This window comes from Pseudomonas sp. NPDC089422 (assembly GCF_044749405.1).
In the GTDB taxonomy this organism is placed as follows: Bacteria; Pseudomonadota; Gammaproteobacteria; order Pseudomonadales; family Pseudomonadaceae; genus Aquipseudomonas.
On record NZ_JBIVHW010000003.1, the window covers coordinates 42973 to 60787 of the forward strand.

14 protein-coding genes are annotated in these 17815 nt (G+C 61.1%); 7 read left to right on the forward strand and 7 right to left on the reverse strand.

Features of this window, described 5'->3' with window-relative positions:
• Nucleotides 1-306 precede the first annotated feature (306 nt).
• Entirely contained in the window at nucleotides 307-1209 is a 903-nt protein-coding gene (locus ACIPZ8_RS06370) for a hypothetical protein (protein ID WP_400720595.1), read from the forward strand.
• Between the two features lie 81 nt (nucleotides 1210-1290).
• Here ACIPZ8_RS06370 and ACIPZ8_RS06375 read toward each other — a convergent pair whose 3' ends face one another.
• Nucleotides 1291-1473 carry a TIGR02391 family protein gene (locus tag ACIPZ8_RS06375; protein WP_400720597.1) on the reverse strand — a complete coding sequence of 61 codons (183 nt, stop codon included), beginning with the start codon at nucleotides 1471-1473 and terminating at the stop codon, nucleotides 1291-1293.
• Nucleotides 1470-2000, reverse strand: coding sequence for a hypothetical protein (locus ACIPZ8_RS06380; RefSeq protein ID WP_400720599.1), 531 nt, complete (start codon nucleotides 1998-2000; stop codon nucleotides 1470-1472). The genes ACIPZ8_RS06375 and ACIPZ8_RS06380 overlap by 4 nt, the downstream gene beginning before the upstream one ends.
• 569 nt (nucleotides 2001-2569) lie before the next feature.
• On the opposite strand from ACIPZ8_RS06380, the gene ACIPZ8_RS06385 reads away from it, so the two are divergent.
• Both ACIPZ8_RS06385 and ACIPZ8_RS06390 read left to right on the forward strand, forming a co-directional pair.
• Complete coding sequence (locus tag ACIPZ8_RS06385) at nucleotides 2570-2791, forward strand: hypothetical protein (RefSeq protein ID WP_400720602.1); 222 nt, start codon at nucleotides 2570-2572, stop codon at nucleotides 2789-2791.
• 69 nt (nucleotides 2792-2860) lie between these two features.
• The gene (locus ACIPZ8_RS06390) at nucleotides 2861-3673 is read left to right on the forward strand and encodes a class I SAM-dependent methyltransferase (protein WP_400720605.1); all 813 of its coding nucleotides are present in this window, start codon (nucleotides 2861-2863) and stop codon (nucleotides 3671-3673) included.
• A gap of 32 nt (nucleotides 3674-3705) precedes the next feature.
• Here ACIPZ8_RS06390 and ACIPZ8_RS06395 read toward each other — a convergent pair whose 3' ends face one another.
• Entirely contained in the window at nucleotides 3706-5091 is a 1386-nt protein-coding gene (locus ACIPZ8_RS06395; RefSeq protein WP_400720608.1) for a GntP family permease, read from the reverse strand.
• A gap of 378 nt (nucleotides 5092-5469) precedes the next feature.
• On the opposite strand from ACIPZ8_RS06395, the gene ACIPZ8_RS06400 reads away from it, so the two are divergent.
• On the forward strand, nucleotides 5470-6399 hold the full coding sequence (locus ACIPZ8_RS06400) for a malate dehydrogenase (protein ID WP_400720610.1): 930 nt from the start codon (nucleotides 5470-5472) through the stop codon (nucleotides 6397-6399).
• A gap of 108 nt (nucleotides 6400-6507) precedes the next feature.
• Here ACIPZ8_RS06400 and ACIPZ8_RS06405 read toward each other — a convergent pair whose 3' ends face one another.
• The 4 genes from ACIPZ8_RS06405 to ACIPZ8_RS06420 form a co-directional block, all read right to left on the reverse strand.
• The gene (locus ACIPZ8_RS06405; protein ID WP_400720612.1) at nucleotides 6508-7467 is read right to left on the reverse strand and encodes an arsenic resistance protein; all 960 of its coding nucleotides are present in this window, start codon (nucleotides 7465-7467) and stop codon (nucleotides 6508-6510) included.
• Nucleotides 7468-7538: 71 nt separating this feature from the next.
• Complete coding sequence (locus ACIPZ8_RS06410) at nucleotides 7539-8132, reverse strand: hypothetical protein (RefSeq protein WP_400720615.1); 594 nt, start codon at nucleotides 8130-8132, stop codon at nucleotides 7539-7541.
• 147 nt (nucleotides 8133-8279) lie between these two features.
• Nucleotides 8280-9533 (reverse strand): serine hydroxymethyltransferase, encoded by a 1254-nt coding sequence (glyA, locus tag ACIPZ8_RS06415; protein WP_400720618.1) that lies wholly within the window; start codon nucleotides 9531-9533, stop codon nucleotides 8280-8282.
• Nucleotides 9534-9725: 192 nt separating this feature from the next.
• The gene (locus ACIPZ8_RS06420; protein WP_400720621.1) at nucleotides 9726-13556 is read right to left on the reverse strand and encodes an EAL domain-containing protein; all 3831 of its coding nucleotides are present in this window, start codon (nucleotides 13554-13556) and stop codon (nucleotides 9726-9728) included.
• A gap of 260 nt (nucleotides 13557-13816) precedes the next feature.
• Here ACIPZ8_RS06420 and ACIPZ8_RS06425 point away from each other — a divergent pair, with 260 nt between their 5' ends.
• The 3 genes from ACIPZ8_RS06425 (at nucleotide 13817) to gdhA (ending at nucleotide 17747) form a co-directional block, all read left to right on the forward strand.
• Nucleotides 13817-14227: a hypothetical protein gene (locus tag ACIPZ8_RS06425; protein WP_400720624.1), complete on the forward strand. Its 411-nt coding sequence runs from the start codon at nucleotides 13817-13819 to the stop codon at nucleotides 14225-14227.
• A gap of 279 nt (nucleotides 14228-14506) precedes the next feature.
• Entirely contained in the window at nucleotides 14507-16174 is a 1668-nt protein-coding gene (gene ettA, locus ACIPZ8_RS06430) for an energy-dependent translational throttle protein EttA (protein ID WP_400720626.1), read from the forward strand.
• Between the two features lie 232 nt (nucleotides 16175-16406).
• A complete protein-coding gene (gdhA, locus tag ACIPZ8_RS06435; protein WP_400720629.1) occupies nucleotides 16407-17747 on the forward strand; it encodes an NADP-specific glutamate dehydrogenase in 1341 nt (446 codons plus the stop codon).
• Nucleotides 17748-17815: the final 68 nt, after the last annotated feature.

The window sequence follows — 17815 nt, forward strand, 5'->3', positions numbered from 1 at the left end:
GGCGGCTCCTTTGCTTGCCGCTATGGTAAGAAAATTGGGAGGAAACGGTCCTTGGAGAACGTTTGCTGCGTGTTTCCCCAGGAGCATGCGGCACTGATGTAACGACCTATGCTCAAACGGCATTTGTGATGTGGGGCCGTTCGGTAGGTTTTTACAGCGCTAGCGATGTTAGAATAGAAGGCAAATAGCGCTTCTTAGAGAGAGCGCAATTTTTATATTCGCATGGCGTGTATCTGCGCCACTCATTAGTTTGGATAAGGATTTGTGCGTGCGAAACAATACCGATAAAGAAAAGGAATATTTGAAGTGCAAGCCATGAAGAGCGCCTTTAAGCCTGCTCTACTTGATCTTTTTTCAATAACTATCGCCTCGATTCTTGGCGCCGTGCTTGTTTTGGTTAGCTTCCATAATGAGTTTTTCATAGGATTTTTTGCTTATCTTGCGGCCGTTGCTATGGTTTTACTTGGAGTCTATGCCGCTAAAAAAAGGTCGAATGACGCCATAGCACATACCATTAATATTTTTGTGACCTCGCTGGTGTGCATAAGCTTTACCTTCAATGCTACCCAAATTTTAGCCGGGTTAATATTGCGCTACATGGGTGACCTTGAGAGCGATCTCATGAATCATTTCGCAGAAAAGTATGCGCTATTAGGATCCCAGGGTGAGCTGCTGTTATGGACGGTAGTGGCAAGTTTTTCTCTCGTGTTCGCCAATCGCTGGGCAAATGAGAAATTCAGAAAAACCCCGACCTCGCCCAAGAAATCGAGCACTATAGAGCAGTTGTGCGCTTTTATACTGTGGCTAACTTCGACTCCGACTAATCTTGTCTTTGTGGTGTTCCTGCTTACAGGCTCTATATATCTGGCGGTCGTATGTAATGATTTGTCTATCTTTGCCGCGGCAGGAGGGCCAATTACAATTATTGGACTTTTTTCGACTATAAAATTCACAACTATTGAGAAATATCTCAAGCGAGAAGAGCTGATTGCAAACAGTACCGGGGTCACTGGCCCGCCTCTTTCTGAAGAGGAGTGCAGAAAGATTGTCATACAAAGCCAGGAGGCCGCTCGGAAGCGTTTGGGCCTTGAATTGAGGTCAGAGCTGACCGGAATTGGCTTAACAGTATTCGGTACGCTGCTTTGGGCTTATGGTATGTATGTGCCCATTACCTCTTGGATTGAAAAGCTCCTTCCTTCGATTAGTTGAGATTATTAATAAGCGCATTGTGTGAGTCCTTTCCGATCACAGAGAGCGTCACTGACTCAATGCTCCAGTGCAGAACCGCTATTAAGCATGGCGGCTGTCGACGATGCCGAGCAAGTGGGATGCCATAATGATCATCTCCCTTGCTTCGGAGGCCTCAAGCCCAACATGCCGATGGCTTTGAGGATTTTTATAACTACCGATTGCGCCTGACATCAGTTGCATCAATGCTTGCTGCTCACCTGTTCCGGCTTTTTTATCTGTCAATGGTCCAATTTTGGGAGCAAAAGCATGAGTAGTGAGCTTAGGTCAATCCATTCATCGCTGAGAAGTGCTACTTTGCGTATCGAGACTTCGAGAGTCTTGAGCGACTCAAAAACTGCAGTGTCATACATTTCCTGTTTGAACAGATTTAGTGCGGCAGACCGTAGTGAGGGGTGGAGCAGCTCCTCTGGAAGTTGGCGATCTTCTATCCACGATTTCAGCGGCGTGCTCTGCTCGTAGTGTTTCCTACCCAGGCGTGAGAGGGTCATCCACGGGCTGTCGTTAATCGGATGATGGCAAATAAAACCATTGCTATACAGCCAGCCCCAAGCTTCTGAGCATGCCAATGCTGCGAGCTCGCTTCGGTCGTAGTCCGTCAGAATGTTTGAAAGAAAGTTATGGGCGCACTCAGCATTTTGAGGGGCCCGCAATTGGCTCCCCAAGACTTGTAGAACAGCTTCACACAAATCCAACAAAGGCGCGTCACTCAGGAGAGCGATCGTTGGGTAAAGATCCTTGAGACGCGGCATAAAATGTACCTGCTACAGTTCGACTGACCACAGACTATAGCCAGCGTAGCTGAGAAGCGTCTTTCGTATTGATACGACTCCTGTTTCCGCAATGAAGCGATGCGGGCCTCTAGACGCTTACATTCTTCCTACGACATGCGTTGCTTTTATGAATGATGCAGCCGCTTGCGAAACCAGCCTCATGGGGATAAATTGCCCCCGTCGCGGCCAATTCCGCGACCGGGTTTGGCGACCCGTACGAAAAGGCGCAACGGCGCCCCGACCACGATTGCAGGCGCTTTTTTTGCGTCCGCAGTTTCGTGTAATGGCGGCTGTGCGTGGGAGACCTTCGGGTCTGCCGAGTTCCTTTTCCTCGGTTCGCCAACCTGCGTACAGCTGCCACCCTAATCGTTTGGCGACGGTCAGCGTGGTGCTTCAATCGAAAAGGACCTCATGCATGCTCATCCGAAGTCTATCCAGGATCCTCGCATCCGTTCTCCGCCGCCGCCCCGCGCCAGCTCTCAAACCTCACCGCTTCTACCCGATCTGCGATCTGGCTCGCCCCACCTCCAGCCCAAGGCGGGTGCCCCATGACTGACCAGGAACGCTTATCCACCCTCCAAAGCTACGCCTGGACCCTCGAACTGCTCGGCGAAGCCTTGGTCCAGCACGATGAAGTGCTGGAGTGCGAACACAACCCTCACCTGAGCTTCCGCAACACCGCAGGCATCCATCAGGCAATCCGGATCATCAGCCGGCTGGCCAGTGAGCAATGCGGGAAGATGATCGACCCCAGCGACCTGGTCGATTGAATGGGAAGAGCGCTGTCGCCAGCCTACAGCTGGCGCAGCTGCTACTGTCAGAAGCCTCAACAACGAAAGATGAGGTTCAAGATGGTTTCTCACAGGGATGTCATCGCCAAAAACCGTGATGCCTGGAATGCATCAGCCGATCACCATCGGCGAAGCGCGGCCTGGAGCCAACTGATCGAAGCCGTGGCTAACAAATACTTTTCTTGCCTGGATTCAACCCTGACTGAACAGTTGGAGCAGGTAGGCGTAACGGGGAAGGCCGTTATCCAGCTGGGCTGCAACAATGGCCGCGAAGTGCTTTCGCTGTTTGCCCTTGGCGCACTGGAAGTGGTGGGTGTCGATCAGTCTTCGGCATTTCTCAAACAAGCGCACGAGCTTGCCGAAAGATCCCCATATTCGCCCGAATTCGTCGAGTCAGACATCCACGAACTGCCGGCAACCCTGAACGAGCGCTTTGATGTCGCCTTGATCACCATCGGTGTTGTGAACTGGATGCCTGACCTCGCTCTGTTCTTCAGCCACGTTGCCAGGACGCTTAAGCCGGGCGGCATTCTAGTGATCTACGAAACCCACCCCTTCCTGGAAATGCTCGACCCCGAAGCCCGCGACCCGTGGCGCATCAGCACTTCCTATTTCCTGTCCGAACCACTGGTCGAAACGGGCGCCATTGTCTACGAAGGCAAGGCCGAGCCCAACGAACTGCAGTCTTATTGGCATCTCCACCCGCTGAGCGATGTGCTCATGAGTGTTACTCGCGCAGGCTTGAGCCTTCGTGCATTCGACGAGTACCCGCATTCCAATCGGGAGGAGGTCTACGACGTCTATGAGCAGGGCGCAGCACAAATACCCATGTGCTACACCCTGGTCGCAGAAAAACGCTGAGTAAGCTGATGAACTGAGCCGTTTTCCCCGGCTCAGCCCACCGTAATCCCCGCATTCAGCATCAACACCACGATCAAGCCAACCACCGCCACGATGGACTGCACCACCGAGATGGTCTTGGTCGCTTCGCCCATGGTCATGCCAAAGGACTCCTTCACCATCCAGAACCCGGCATGGTTGGCATAGTTGAAGAACAGCGAACCGCAGCCGATCGACAGGGCCAGCAACGGCAGGTTCAGGCTGGGGTCAGCACCTGCAAGCGGCGCCAGCAAGCCGGCAGCGCCGACGATGCCAACCGTGGCGGAGCCGGTAGACACAGACAGCAGCATCGCGATCAGCCACCCCAGAATCAACGGCGGGAAGGCCGATTGCTGGGTCAGGTGCACGATGGCATCGCCGACCTTGGCGCTGGTCAGCATCTCCTGGAAGGCCCCACCCCCAGCGATGATCATGATGATCGAGGCGATTGGCTTGAGGCTTTTGCCCAGCGCATCGCGCAGCTGTTCGGCGTCGCCGCCGCGCGCCAGTACCAGGCTCGCGCCGGCGAACAGCACGCCCAGCAGCATGGCGATCAATGGGTTGCCCAGGAAGCTGGCCAGTTCCAGCAGCGCATTGCCCTTGGGCAGCAGCATTTCGGCGACGGCATGCACCAGCATCAGGATCGCCGGCAGCAACGCGGCCAGTATGCCGACCACTACGCCGGGGCGGGGTTGATCGTCGGCTTTCTCGGCCAGGGTGAACTGGTCCAGCAATGCCTGATCGGGGCGCGTGCTCATGCGCTGCGAAATGAACAGGCCATACAGCGGGCCGCCCAGGATCATGGCCGGGATAGCGGCAAGGAAACCATACAGCATGGTGGGCCCGACCGAGGTCTTGAGCACCGCGATGGCGGTCAACGGGCCAGGATGCGGCGGGACCATGCCGTGCATCGCGGCCAGCGCGGCAATCACCGGCACACCGACATACACATACGCCGAGCCCTTGAAGCGGGCCTTGCTTTCCAGCTTGCGCGCCACGCTGAAGATCAACGGCAGCATGATCACCAGGCCCACTTCGAAGAACATCGGGATGCCGATGACAAAGGCCACCAGCATCATCGCCCAGGGGATCATCCGGTCCGAGGTGCGCTTGAGGATCACATCCGCGACCTGTTCCGTGACGCCAGCGTCAGCCAGGATCTTGCCGAGCATCGCGCCCAGCGCGATCACCACCCCGACTGCACCCAGTGTCTTGCCAGCGCCCGTGAGCAGGTGAGAGACGATGCTGCCGGGCTCCATGCGGGTGGCAAAGCCCACGCCAATGGACACCACCAGCAAGGCCAGCAGCGGGTGCATCTTGAGGCGGGACACGATCAGCGCTACCAGCACCAGGACACTGACCAGTGCGGTCAGCAACAGCTGTATATCTAAGGGGGTCATTCAGGGAATCTCGGTTGGGCTGGCGTGCTCGCGGCACTCAGGCATTGCAGGCATGACAGGGTTTCTGCGGGCAATAGCGAGCCGTTATCGGTCGCGGGCAGATGGCCGACTGGATGCGCAAACTTCGAACTTCGGAGGAATGGTGCTGGCGCACGGCGGTGTGGCGCCGGGCATACGCGTAGGGCTGGGCAGTGCGGTCATGGAGCGATTCACCTTGTTATTTGGTCATCTATATGAATCTTTACAAAGTATTTCCGGGACGGTGGGATGCTGTCAATAGCATGCGGTCGCATCACATGGCCTTTTCGCCTTGGCAGACAATACTTCTCTGTATATGCAGGCGTGCTCCTGGTGGCGCTCGCCGCTGGGAGGTGTGAGGTGAACAAGCTATCAATCGTAGGTGCCGGGATCGTAGGCGAGGCGGCGGCGCAGATCATTGCCCGGGAAGAGTACTGCCGTGAGCTGATGTTGCTCGATGTGCAGGGTGAGCTGGCCCAGGGCAAGGCGCTGGACATCTGGCAGGCAGCCGTCGAGTCGGGTTCTGATACCCGGGTGCTGGGTGGCGCCAAGGCCGAAATGCTGCAGGACTCGGACCTGGTGGTGATTACCGCAGGCGTGCCACGTAAGCCTGGCCAGTCGCGGCAGGACGTGCTGAGCATCAACCTGCCGATCCTCGACGGCATCATGCAGGACATCAACCGCTATGCGCCGGCCGCGACGGTGCTGGTGGTGTCGAACCCGGTCGATGTACTGACCTATCGGGCCTGGTCGCTGAGCAAGCTGGGGCGCGGCAGGGTGTTCGGGCAGGCCGGGGTGCTGGATACCGCACGCATGAAGTGCTTCATTGCCGAGGAGACGGGGTTTTCTGCCCGCGATATCACGGCGCTGGTGCTGGGCGGGCATGGCGACAGCATGGTGCCGCTGATGCGCTACTGCCAGGTCGGGTCGGTGCCGCTGTCGCACTTCCTGTCTGATGAGCAGATCGAGCGGATCGTCGAGCGCACGCGTAAGGGTGGTGGTGAGATTCTGGGTTTGAAGAAGGTCGGCAGTGCTTGCGATGCACCGGGCGTGGCCATTGCGCAGATGGTGGATGCGATTGCCAATGGGCGTAACCGCATTCTGCCGGCGGTTGCGATTCTTGAAGGGGAATACGGGCGCACCGACATCGCCATGGGCGTTCCCTGCGTGCTGGCGGGGGAGGGGATTGCCCGGGTGATCGAGTTGCCGCTGGATGCGCAGGAGCAGGCGATGTTTGACCACTCTGCCGATCAGGTGGCGCGGGATATTGCGGAGATGAAGGCGTTGTGAGCGGGGAACAGCGGCTACAGCTGGCGAGACTTTGGGGCTGCTTTCGCAGCCCTATCCGACCGGTCCGGCGCCCCGGCAAGGCCGCTCCTACAATGATCGCATAGTGGCCTATCGGGGTCGTATGAGGGCCGGGACGGCCCGGACGTAAATCAATTCACTTACCAGCTCAACCAGTGTTTGCGTAATGACTGCCGCTGCCGCCAGCCCGCACAGGTCCTCCGGCAATGCCAGTGCCAACGGCAACACCACCAGCGAGTTACGCGTAGCGGCGCTGAAGGTTACCGAGCGTGCCTCTGCCACTGGCAAGCGCAACAGCCGCGCTGCGACGAACCCTAGCAGCGGCGCCAGCAGCATGAAGCCGACGTATACCGGAATCACCGGCAGCAACTGGTCAAAATCCCGCATCACCACGGCAATCTGCGACCCGATCACCGCCACCAGCACCAGTGCCATCGCGGGTACCGGCATCCATGCCCAGGCGTCATTCCAGGCTGAGACAGCGCTGTAGCGGCGGGCGCCGGCGCTGGTGAGCACGGCGAGGATCATCGGCAGCACGATCAGCAGCACGAAAGCTTCCACGAACGGGGCGATGCGGATGGTCACGCCGCTGCTGTCGCCGAGCATCAGCGCCAGGTACAGCGGCAGCAGCATCAGCTGCACCAGCAACAGCACGGGCGTGGCAGCGAGGGTCAGGCGCGAGTCGCCTTTGCCGATGTGGGTGAACACCACCACATAGTCGATGCACGGCGTCAGCAGCACCAGCAGGGCGCCGATCAGGATCGCCGGGTGCTCGGCCAGGCCGCGGGTGAGGCCCCACACCAGTAATGGCACAAGGATGAAGTTGGCAAGCAGCAGGGCGGCCATGAAGCGGCGGTTGCCCAGGCCCTGGCGCAGGTCGAGGAAGGGGATCTGCAGGAACATCGCGTACATCAGCACGGCGATGGCAGGGGTGACCAGCACTTGCAGGTGTTGCGCGGCGTCGCTGGCCAGCAGACTGAAGACAACGGCTGCGAGCACCGCGGCAAAGTAGATCGGGATTTGCTGGGTTTCGAGTTGCTCTCTGGTCAAGACCGGGCCTGTGCTGGGTTGTACGTGGGGTGGCACAGGTTAATACGTGACGACGGGAGGCGCACGACGTATCAGGCCGGCTTGAGCCAATCGACACCGCGTTCCTCGATGATCAGGCTCAAGGTCCCTTGCTGCGCCGCCGGATAGCAGGCCAGAAAACCGCCCACCGGATACAGATTGTGCACCTCCAGCGGGTGCCCCTTCGCGCTGGCCAACTGAATTTCCCTGCGACCCTCTTCAAGCAGCGTCAGGTCGAACGCATCACCGGTTTGCGCATCGGTCAGCGCCCACAGGCTTGGGTCTTCTGCCTTGATCGGCTGGACGTTCACCAGGCCATCGCCGGTGATGAACACTCCTTGGCCAGCGTGGGGGCCGTTGCGCAGATAGAGTCGGTAACCCTTCTCGCCATGGCGAAAATACAGCAGTAACGGGGCTGGCTGGGCGGCTTGCTCGAAGGTGATCAGCCCGATCTCCCGGCCGTGGTGCCAGTTCGCGTCGGTGCCATTCAACATGCCGAGGGTGGTGGCGCCTTCGACGACATGACCTGGCGTTTGCTTTGGGCTCGCCAGCGTTACGGGCCCGCGGGTCATGTTGCCCAGCACATTGATCGGCGCTTCAGCGACCTGCAGGGTGGCGGTGAAGGACAGTGCTACGTGATCAGCCATGGGTGGCCTCCTGCTTGTTTGTCAGAGGAGGCGGCAGGTTAGGCAGCCTGGCCCACGCAGCCTATTCGGAAGCGGTTCCCGCGCCAGAATGCAGGCAAGAAAAAGCCCGGCACAAGGCCGGGCATTTTCACATCAGGCTTGTGCCAATCAGTTGCCGTAAACCGGCAGCTTCTTGCAGATGGCCTTGACCTTCTCACGCACGGCGTCGATCACCGCTTCGTTGTTCAGGTCAGCCAGGATGTCGCAGATCCAGCCGGCCAGCTCGCGGCACTCGGTTTCCTTGAAACCACGGGTGGTGACGGCTGGGGTGCCGAAACGCAGGCCCGAGGTGACGAACGGGGAACGTGGGTCGTTCGGTACCGAGTTCTTGTTGACGGTGATGAAGGCTTTGCCCAGGGCAGCGTCAGCATCTTTACCGGAGATTTCCTGCTTGATCAGCGACAGCAGGAACAGGTGGTTCTGGGTACCGCCGGAAACCACGTCGAAACCACGCTCGATGAACACTTCGGCCATGGCCTGGGCGTTCTTCACGACCTGCTGCTGGTAAGCCTTGAACTCAGGCTGCAGTGCTTCCTTGAAGCAGATGGCCTTGGCGGCGATCACGTGCTCCAGTGGGCCGCCCTGGGCGCCTGGGAAGACGGCGGAGTTCAGCTTCTTCTCGATCTCTTCGTTCTTGCGAGCGAGGATCAGGCCGCCACGTGGACCGCGCAGGGTCTTGTGGGTGGTGGTGGTGACCACGTCGGCGAACGGCACAGGGTTCGGGTACACGCCAGCGGCAACCAGGCCGGCAACGTGGGCCATGTCGACGAACAGGTAGGCACCGACCTTGTCGGCGATGGCGCGGAAGCGGGCGAAGTCCAGGACCTGCGAGTAAGCCGAGAAGCCGGCAACGATCATCTTCGGCTTGTGCTCGACCGCCAGGCGCTCGACTTCGTCGTAGTCGATCAGGCCGTTGCCGTCGATGCCGTACTGGATGGCGTTGTACAGCTTGCCCGACGAGCTCACCGAAGCACCGTGGGTCAGGTGGCCACCGTGGGCCAGGCTCATGCCCAGGATGGTGTCACCGGCCGACAGCAGGGCCAGGTAGACCGCGGCGTTGGCTTGCGAACCCGCGTGCGGCTGGACGTTGGCGTAGTCGGCGCCGAACAGCTGCTTGGCACGGTCGATGGCCAGTTGCTCGACCACGTCGACGTATTCGCAGCCGCCGTAGTAGCGCTTGCCTGGGTAGCCTTCGGCGTACTTGTTGGTCAGGACCGAGCCCTGGGCTTCCATGACTGCCGGGCTGGTGTAGTTTTCCGAAGCGATCAGCTCGATATGCTCTTCCTGGCGCAGGGCTTCTTGCTGCATGGCTTCGAAGAGCTCGGCGTCGTACTTGGCAATGGTCAAATCACGGCTGAACATGGCGGTCCTCAAGGATCGGGGTAATTTGGGGGGGCATTCTAACCGATTGATCCGCGCCTGGCATATGAACTGGCATCAAGTCGCGGACCAATGGGCCTCATGTTGCATCCCGCGCCGTGTCTGGGCTGGAGTTGACTCGAAGGTCCGTTTTTTTGACATGGATTTCAGTCGTGACGCGGCCCCTGTGGGAACTCACTGGAACATGAACAGGGTCTCGTTGGCGAACTGCGCCTCGAACTGGTTGGCCGGCATCGGTCGCCCGAACAGGTAGCCCTGCACCTCGTCACACCCATGCTCGCGCAGGAACTCCAGCTGCTCGTGGGTCTCCACGCCTTCGGCGATCACCGCCAGGTTGAGGCTGTGGGCCATGGCGATGATTGCCCGGGCGATCTGCGCGTCCTGCTCGCCCTCGGGCAGGCCGTCGACGAAGGTGCGGTCGATCTTCAGCACGTCGATGGGGAACTGCTTGAGGTAGTTCAGCGACGAGTAACCGGTGCCGAAGTCGTCGACCGCGATGCTCAGGCCAAGGTTCTTCAGGCTGGCGAGAATCTGCAGGGCCTCGTTGACCTCGCGCATCAGGATGCTCTCGGTCAGTTCCAGCTCCAGGCACGCCGGCGGCAGGCCGGTTTCCTCGAGGATGGTGGCAATCCGCGTGCCCAGCTGGCCGTCGGAGAACTGCCGCGCCGAGATGTTCACCGACACCTTCGGCACGCGCACCTTGCTCTTGTGCCAGACCTTCAGCTGGCGGCTGGCCTCGCGCAGCACCCAGTCGCCGACATCCACCACCAGGCCCAGCTCTTCGATCACCGGGATGAAGTCGCCCGGCGGCACCAGGCCGCGGGTCGGGTGGCGCCAGCGCAGCAGAGCCTCGGCACCGGTCAGGCGCTTGCCGTCACCGCTGAACTGCGGTTGGTAGTAGAGGATGAATTCGTTCTGCTCCAGCGCGTGGCGCAGGTCGCTTTCCAGTTCCAGGCGCTCCAGGGCGCTGGCGTTCATCTCGGTCTGGTAGAACTGGAAGTTGTTCTTGCCACGCTCCTTGGCGTGGTACATGGCGGTGTCGGCGTTCTTCATCAGCTGGCTCAGCTCGTTGCCGTCCTGCGGGCTTAGGGCGATGCCGATACTGGCGGTGACGAAGAACTCGCGGCCTTCCAGCACGAACGGCCGCACCAGGCTGCCCAGAATGCTCTCGGCAACATGAATGGCGCGGTTCAGGGCCATCTCGCGGGTGGCGCGCGGCTGCAGCAGCAGGGTGAATTCATCGCCGCCCATGCGCGCCACGGTGTCGTCGTCATCGACGCAGGCCAGCAGGCGCAGGGCCATATCCTTGAGCATGCGGTCGCCCGCGGCGTGGCCGAGGGAGTCGTTGATCGGCTTGAAGCGGTCGAGGTCGAGGAACATCAGCACCACCCACGACTTCTGCCGCTCGGCCTGCTGCAGCGCGGTGTGCAGGCGGTCCTGGAACAGCGTGCGGTTGGGCAGGTGGGTGAGGGCGTCGTAGTAGGCCAGGCGGTGGATGCGCTGCTCGCTGGCCTTGCGCTCGCTGATGTCGGTAAAGAAGCACACATAGCTGGCCAGGTCGCCTTCGTCGTCGAGCACGGCGGTAATGCCGACCCAGGCCGGGTAATGGTCGCCGTCGCGGCGCTTGAGCCACACTTCGCCTTCCCAGCTGCCGCGCTGGTGCAGCTGCTTGAGCACGTAGCGCAGGTGGCTTTGCTGTTGGTCCTCGACCACCAGCATGGCCGGCAGCTGGTCGAGCACGTCGCTGACCGCATAGCCGCTGACCCTGCTGAACGCTTCGTTGGCCTGCACGATGTAGCCGGCCGGGTCGGTGATCAGGATGGCCGAGGTCGAGTGTTCGAAAACCGTCGCGGCCATGCGCAGGTCTTTTTCCGCGCGGCGTTGCTGGCTGATGTCGCGGCCCACGCCGAGCACGCCCTCGAAGCGCTGCTGGTCGTCCCAGACCAGCACCAGGCGCAATTCGATGGGGATCTTGCGGCCATCGGCGCGCAGGCAGTCGAACAGGAACAGTTGCGTCGGCAGCTGGCTGCGCAGTTGTGCCAGCTGAGCGCTGTCGCCCATGGCCTTGCTGACCCGTTCCATCAGGCTGTAGATGCCGGTGAGCTGGGCCGGGTTGGCGATGATCGACTGCCAGCCGTTGTCGAAGATCCACTCGGCCTGGTAGCCCAGCACCGCCTGCACCGACGGGCTGAGGTAGTTGAGCTGCAGGCGGCTGTCGGTGGAGAAGATCACGTCGCTGATGCTTTCGGCGAGCATACGGTAGCGCTGCTCGCTGTCACGCAGCGACTGGCTGGCCTCGATCTGCACGGTGACGTCCTTGCCCACGCCGATGATGCGCGTGACCAGGCCGTCGTCGTCGCGGGTCAGCACCTGCTCGCGGATTTCGTAGCAGCGCCAGCCGCCGTCACGGTGGCGGAAGCGCAACTGAGTGTGCAGCGACTGGCTGTGCGCACTGTCGCGCTGTTGCTGGCGCAGATCCTGATAGTGCGCGGCGTCTTCGGGGTGCAGCAGCAATTCCCAGAAGCGGTCACCCATCTGCGCCAGCTCGGTGCGGTCGTAGCCGAGGGTCTGGCCGAGGTGGCGGTTACTGAAGATCATCCGCTGGCTGAGCACGTCCTGCACGTACAGCTGGTCAGGCACGGTGCGCACCACGTCGGACCAGAAGCTTTCACGCTCCAGCAGCGACAGCTCCACCTGCTTGCGGCTGGTGATGTCGCTGATACTGAGGATCACCGCCTGGTAATCGCGGCGCTGCTGGGGCAGGCGCGCCATCAGCCACAGGTGCAGCTCGCCGCCCAGCGGCGCGGGCAGGCGCACTTCCAGTTCCAGCGACGGGCGTTGTTCGATCAGGGCGTCGATCAGTTGCATGCCGATGCTCTCGCGGCCAACGCCGCTGCCATCGATCAGCCGTTGCCAGGCGCCTTCGTGGCACTCGACATTGAGCAGTTGGCGCGCCACCTGGTTGATCTCGGTGATCTTCAGCTCCAGCAGCAGCGAGCGGCGCAGATTGGCGTCCAGTGCCAGGCTCTGCTTGAGCCCGGCCAGGTTGCGCAGGTGATAGCGGTCGAGCTGGCCGGGCAGGCTCGACAGATCAAGCACGCACAGGGCCACGCCCGTGCCTTCGAAGATTTCCTGGTAGCGCCGGCGGTCTTCCTGCAGGGCGCGCTGGCGGCGGCGCATGTTGATCAGCGCCAGCACGGGCAGCAGGGCGCAGAACAGTGCCAGCAGGCACTTGCCGATCAGTGCCGGCAGCAGCTTCTGCTGGGCCAGGCCGGCGTCGAACAGGCCACGCATTTGCCAGGCGCTGTTGTCTATGAAGGCGAGTATCACGCTTTGCAGGGGTTCACCGCTGGTCTGTGCCGGGGCATGGCGTTCCAGGACCTCGCCACTGCGGCTGTTTTCCAGCAGCCAGAGCGGGTGGCCGGGGCCGTTCAGGTGCACGGTGAGCGCCTGGTAATAGTCCGCTGACAGGCGCAGCAGCCAGTAGCCGCGATCCTGTTCAGCCGTCTGGCGCAACAGCAGATAGATGATGCGGTTGTCCGCCGAATTGGCGAAAAAGTAGCTGCGGCCCTGGTTCAGGCTGACCAGTTCGTCAATCAACTGGCGGTCGGGGCTGCCGGCCAGGCTGTCGCTGCGCAGTTGCCCGGCATGGTCCAGCCACGCCAGGTCGCGCAGGCTGGGCAGGCGTTCACGCAAGGTCGCCAGCAGGCTCGGCAGGGCGGCGGGCGCCGGCGCCTTGACGTACGGCTGGACCGCGTTGAGGGCCTGCTGGGCCTTGAGCGCCATGTTCAGGCTCAGGTGGTCGGCGAGTTCGGCACTGGCGTCCAGGCTCAGCTGGCGCTGGTCGGCCTGGGTGTGACGGAACTGCGAGAACAGTTGCCATAGCAGCAAAGCCAGCAGGATCAGGGCCAGCAGGGCCAGCGCACCTTTCACCGAACCACGCAGCGAAGCGACTGGGGCCGGCGAAGCGGGGCGCAGCAGAGTCGGATGATTGAGATCGGTCAAGCGTTGGTCCTGCGATTGGGCTGGCGAGGGCAGGGAGGAAACATGCACGGTGTATGCCGGTATCTGCACAGGCCAGGACCGCGGCTGCGCACTATAAAGCCGGACTTCCGAACGGGCTAGCATGCCTGTGATTATGGCAATGTGCCAGCCCCCTTGTCCGGCGCCAGTGGTCGTGGTGATGCCGGCCTGTTCGGCAAGACCCTGCATCCTGTGCGAGAATGCCGCCCGCTTCAATGACAACGCATCGGAGATGTTCGGTTTTGGTTACTCACTTTTCCACCAATGGCCTCGATTCCGCCTGTGGGCGCAGCAGTCAGACCCTTGTCAGCACTGCCGTGACCGCGGACGTATCTTGCAAATCGTGCCAGCGTTCGCTGGTCAAACCCGACGCGGCTGCGGCCTCGAAGAACAAGACGCCATCGCTGGCTGAACTGCGCAAGACCGCCAAGGCGGCGGTAGCGCCGGCTGAAGAGGCTCCCGTGGCTGCCGTGGCCAAGCCGGCGGGCAAGGTTGTCAGCACGCCTGTTGCGGCCAAGCCTGCCAAGGTTGCCGAGCAGCCTGCCCGCAGCGGTGGCTTCAGCGTCAAGGCCGCTTATGCTGCGCGCCTGGCCGAGCAGGGCGAGCGTTGCCGCCTGCCGCGGGGCAAGGCTGGCAAGCAGCGTCACGTCTGAGCCATCTTCGGCTGCAGCACTGACCTTTTCGCGGGGCAAGCCCGCTCCTGCAGGCCGGGTGGTCTTTGTAGGAGCGGGCTTGTCCCGCGAAAGGGCCGGTACAGGCAAATAATGCCTCCCAGGATCACAGCGATCCCCCCCACCATCCGACCACCCTGTGCAACGCCGCGCGTTGGCGTAGAATGGTCGACTTTGTTCAATGAAACCCCGTAAACACATCCCCCTGGCCACAAAGCCTGGGTGATCGTCGATGTCTTTACCTATTTAGAGGGCTTGGTTTTGGCTCAATACGTCTACACCATGCATCGGCTGAGCAAGGTCGTGCCGCCGAAGCGGGAAATTCTCAAGAATATTTCCCTGTCGTTCTTCCCAGGCGCCAAGATCGGCGTGCTCGGCCTGAACGGCGCCGGTAAATCGACCCTGCTGCGGATCATGGCGGGCGTCGACAAGGAATTCGACGGCGAAGCCCGTCCGATGCCCGACATCAACGTGGGTTACCTGCCGCAGGAACCGCAACTGGACCCGAACAAGTCCGTGCGTGAAGTGGTCGAGGAAGCGGTCAGCGTGATCAAGGACGCCCAGGCTCGCCTGGACGAGGTCTACGCGGCCTACGCCGAGCCGGACGCCGACTTCGACAAGCTGGCTGCCGAACAGGCCAAGCTCGAAGCCATCCTGCAGGCCGCCGACGGCCACAACCTGGAGCGCCAGCTGGACGTCGCCGCCGACGCCCTGCGCCTGCCGGCCTGGGATGCCCGCATCGAACACCTGTCCGGTGGTGAGAAACGCCGTGTGGCCCTGTGCCGCCTGCTGCTGTCGGCCCCCGACATGCTGCTGCTCGACGAACCGACCAACCACCTGGACGCCGACTCGGTAGCCTGGCTGGAGCGCTTCCTGCACGACTTCCCAGGCACCGTGGTAGCGATTACCCACGACCGTTACTTCCTCGACAACGTCGCTGGCTGGATCCTCGAACTGGACCGCGGCGCCGGCATTCCGTACGAAGGCAACTACTCGGGCTGGCTGGAAGCCAAGTCGGAGCGTCTGGCGCAGGAATCCAAGCAGCAGAGCGCCCACGAGAAGGCCATGAAAGAGGAACTGGAGTGGGTGCGCAAAGGCGCCAAGGCTCGTCAGTCCAAATCCAAGGCCCGTCTGCAGCGTTTCGAAGAAATGCAGTCGCAGGAATTCCAGAAGCGCAGCGAAACCAACGAGATCTACATCCCGGCCGGTCCGCGCCTGGGCGACAAGGTCATCGAGTTCAAGAACGTCAGCAAGGGCTATGGCGACCGCGTGCTGATCGACAACCTGTCGTTCTCCATGCCGAAAGGCGCCATCGTCGGCGTGATCGGCGGTAACGGTGCCGGTAAGTCGACCCTGTTCCGCATGCTGATGGGCAAGGAGCAACCGGACTCGGGCAGCATCGAGATCGGTGAAACCGTGCAACTGGCCTGTGTCGACCAGAGCCGCGAGGACCTGGACGGTGGCAAGACCGTGTTCCAGCAGGTTTCCGACGGTTCCGACATGATCAAGATCGGCAGCTACGAGATCCCGTCGCGCACCTATGTTGGCCGCTTCAACTTCAAGGGTGGCGACCAGCAGAAGTTCGTCAAGGACCTGTCCGGTGGTGAGCGTGGCCGCCTGCACCTGGCCCTGACCCTGAAGGAGGGCGGTAACGTCCTGCTGCTCGACGAACCGTCCAACGACCTCGACGTCGAAACCCTGCGTTCGCTGGAAGAAGCCCTGCTGGACTTCCCGGGCGCCGCCATCGTGATTTCCCACGACCGTTGGTTCCTGGACCGTGTGGCCACTCACATCCTGGCGTACGAAGACGACTCGAACGTGGTGTTCTTCGAGGGCAACTACACCGAGTACGAAGCCGACCGCAAGAAGCGCCTGGGCGATGCTGCTGCCCAGCCGCACCGTGTACGGCACAAGAAGCTGGCCCAGTAAGCCGGTTTTCTGATGCACAAGAATGGGGCCCTTCGCGGCCCCATTTTTGTGCCTACTCACAGCGGCATGGCGCCGATTTTACCGATGAATCGATGGCGATTTTGTATACACTTATATAAAACGCACCAAATAATTTCATAAAAACGACATTTCGCCCTATTCCAGTGCGATTGCTTCTTGGTACATTTCGAAAAAAACCAATAAGTCCAATCCTCTTGGTGAGATGTCTACCATGATCGAATCTGTCGACAATTTCCTTGCACGCCTGCAGCAACGCGACCCGGGCCAACCGGAATTCCACCAGGCTGTGGAAGAAGTGCTGCGTACCCTGTGGCCTTTCCTCGAAGCCAACCCTCACTACCTGCAGTCCGGCATCCTCGAGCGCATGGTCGAGCCTGAGCGCGCCGTGCTGTTCCGCGTGTCGTGGGTAGATGACCAGGGCAAGGTCCAGGTCAACCGCGGCTACCGCATCCAGATGAGCAGTGCCATCGGCCCGTACAAGGGTGGCCTGCGCTTCCACCCGTCGGTGAACCTGAGCGTGCTCAAGTTCCTGGCCTTCGAACAGGTGTTCAAGAACTCCCTCACCTCGCTGCCCATGGGCGGCGGCAAAGGTGGCTCGGACTTCGACCCGAAAGGCAAGAGCGATGCCGAAGTCATGCGCTTCTGCCAGGCCTTCATGAGCGAGCTGTACCGCCACATCGGTGCCGACTGCGACGTGCCGGCCGGTGACATTGGCGTGGGTGCCCGCGAGATCGGCTTCATGTTCGGCCAGTACAAGCGCCTGGCCAACCAGTTCACCTCGGTGCTGACCGGCAAGGGCATGACCTACGGCGGCAGCCTGATTCGCCCAGAGGCCACCGGCTACGGCTGCGTGTACTTCGCTGAAGAAATGCTCAAGCGTCAGAGCCTGCGCATCGATGGTCGCCGCGTGGCCATTTCCGGTTCCGGCAACGTCGCCCAGTACGCAGCGCGCAAGGTCATGGACCTGGGCGGCAAGGTGATTTCGCTGTCCGACTCCGAAGGCACCCTGTACGCCGAAGCCGGCCTGACCGATGCCCAGTGGGACGCGCTGATGGACCTGAAGAACGTCAAGCGCGGCCGCATCAGCGAGCTGGCCGGCCAGTTCGGCCTGGAGTTCCGCAAGGGCCAGACGCCGTGGAGCCTGCCGTGCGACATCGCCCTGCCGTGCGCCACGCAGAACGAGCTGGACATCGAAGACGCCCGCACCCTGCTGCGCAACGGCTGCATTTGCGTGGCCGAAGGTGCCAACATGCCGACCACCTTGGCGGCGGTCGATCTGTTCATCGAGGCCGGCATCCTGTACGCCCCGGGCAAGGCTTCCAACGCCGGCGGCGTGGCCGTGTCGGGCCTGGAGATGTCGCAGAACGCCATGCGCCTGTTGTGGACGGCCGGAGAAGTGGACAGCAAGCTGCACAACATCATGCAGTCGATTCACCATGCTTGCGTGCATTACGGTGAAGAGGCCGATGGCACGGTCAACTACGTGAAGGGCGCCAACATCGCCGGCTTCGTGAAAGTCGCCGATGCCATGCTGGCTCAGGGCGTGGTCTGATTCCAGGTCGCCGGGGCCGCTTTGCGGCCCTTTCGCGACACAAGGCCGCTCCTACAGATATGCGCGGT